This window comes from Microcoleus sp. B3-A4, from assembly GCF_036705385.1.
Lineage (GTDB): Bacteria > Cyanobacteriota > Cyanobacteriia > Cyanobacteriales > Microcoleaceae > Microcoleus.
Map to the genome: position 1 here is coordinate 1 of NZ_JAUBUI010000226.1, position 1,275 is coordinate 1,275.

Here is a 1,275-nt window from a genome sequence, read left to right on the forward strand (position 1 = left end):
CTGGGGGGGTGACGACCCGCCCCAAACCCATAGTTAGTAAGGATTGAGCCAACTTGTGGTAAAAAAAGATAGGCAGCAGAGTTGTTACACGCTTGCCTATCCAAAAAAATAATGATACCAAGATTCTACCAGACTCATTTACAAAAACACCTGACGCCATCTCAGTTTTTGGTGATGACAATTTTGCTATCCTTGATGCAATCAGAAAAACAAGTCAGATTAGAGCGGCTCTCCCGAGTATTTCCCTGTCTAATTACAGCCGAAAGTCGGCGACGTAAATTACAAAGATTTTTAGATTTACCTCACTTAACAATCGAATTAATTTGGTTCCCATTAATTACTTATTGGTTGACCACTTATTGCCGTGTTGGTACTCGCTTATCAATCGCAATCGACCGCAGTCAATGGGGCTGTATTAATCTGTTCATGGTTAGCTTAATCTGGGAGCGAAGAGCAATTCCATTATACTGGTCATTGTTGCCCAAATTGGGCAGCAGCAACTTCGAGTCACAAACTACAAATCTACAGCCTGTTTTACCATTGTTTTCAGAATATAAAGTCATCGTTTTAGGAGACCGTGAATTTTGTTCGGTAGATTTAGGAAACTGGCTGAAGTCAAAGGGTGTGTCTTTTTGCTTAAGACTGAAGAGGAATCATTGTATCGAAACAGAGCATTTAGTTTGGCAGCGATTAGATGAATTAGGAATACTACCAGGAACCTCTTTATATTTTCAAGGTAAAAGAGTGAGGAAAAGTCGGCCTGCCACTGGGTTTGATGTTGCTTGTAAGTGGAAAAGAAACTATGGAGCATGGAAGGTCGATGAAGCATGGTTTATTCTCACAGATTTAGGTTCATTATCGGCAGCTATCGATGCTTACAAGCAACGGATGGGCATTGAAGAAATGTTTAGAGATTGTAAAACAGGAGGCTACGATCTGGAAGGAACTAGCTTAAAAGGCAACCGACTGATTAACATAATTCTGCTGATGACACTCGCCTACAGTTCGGCAATATTTGAAGGAACTGAACTTCGGAAAAAGCAGGTAGGAAAATATGTATGTCGGCGTCAAGAACCTAGAAAAAGATATCGAAGACGGAGTACATTTGGTGTTGGCTTAGATGGAGAAAAGTGGGTTAATTATCTCGAACAATATTCTTTGGAGGTGGAACAGTTAATGAAGTTAACTCGAAATAAACGTCGCTTTTATCAACAAGGTATGCGGGCTGCAACCCTTATTCGGTCTATCTCCTAGACCTCTTTGTCACCCCCCCAG

Annotated in this window: 1 protein-coding gene; it reads left to right on the top strand. The window is 41.1% G+C overall.

Annotated elements, in window-relative coordinates:
- The first annotated feature begins 111 nt into the window (after positions 1-111).
- Positions 112-1,254: an IS4 family transposase gene (locus QUB33_RS29510; RefSeq protein WP_333358259.1), complete on the top strand. Its 1,143-nt coding sequence runs from the start codon at positions 112-114 to the stop codon at positions 1,252-1,254.
- The last annotated feature ends 21 nt before the right edge of the window (positions 1,255-1,275 follow it).

What these genes read in the sequence shown, in the direction of transcription:
- QUB33_RS29510 (WP_333358259.1), top strand. Translation starts at nt 112, where the DNA reads ATGATACCAAGATTCTACCAGACTCATTTACAAAAACACCTGACGCCA.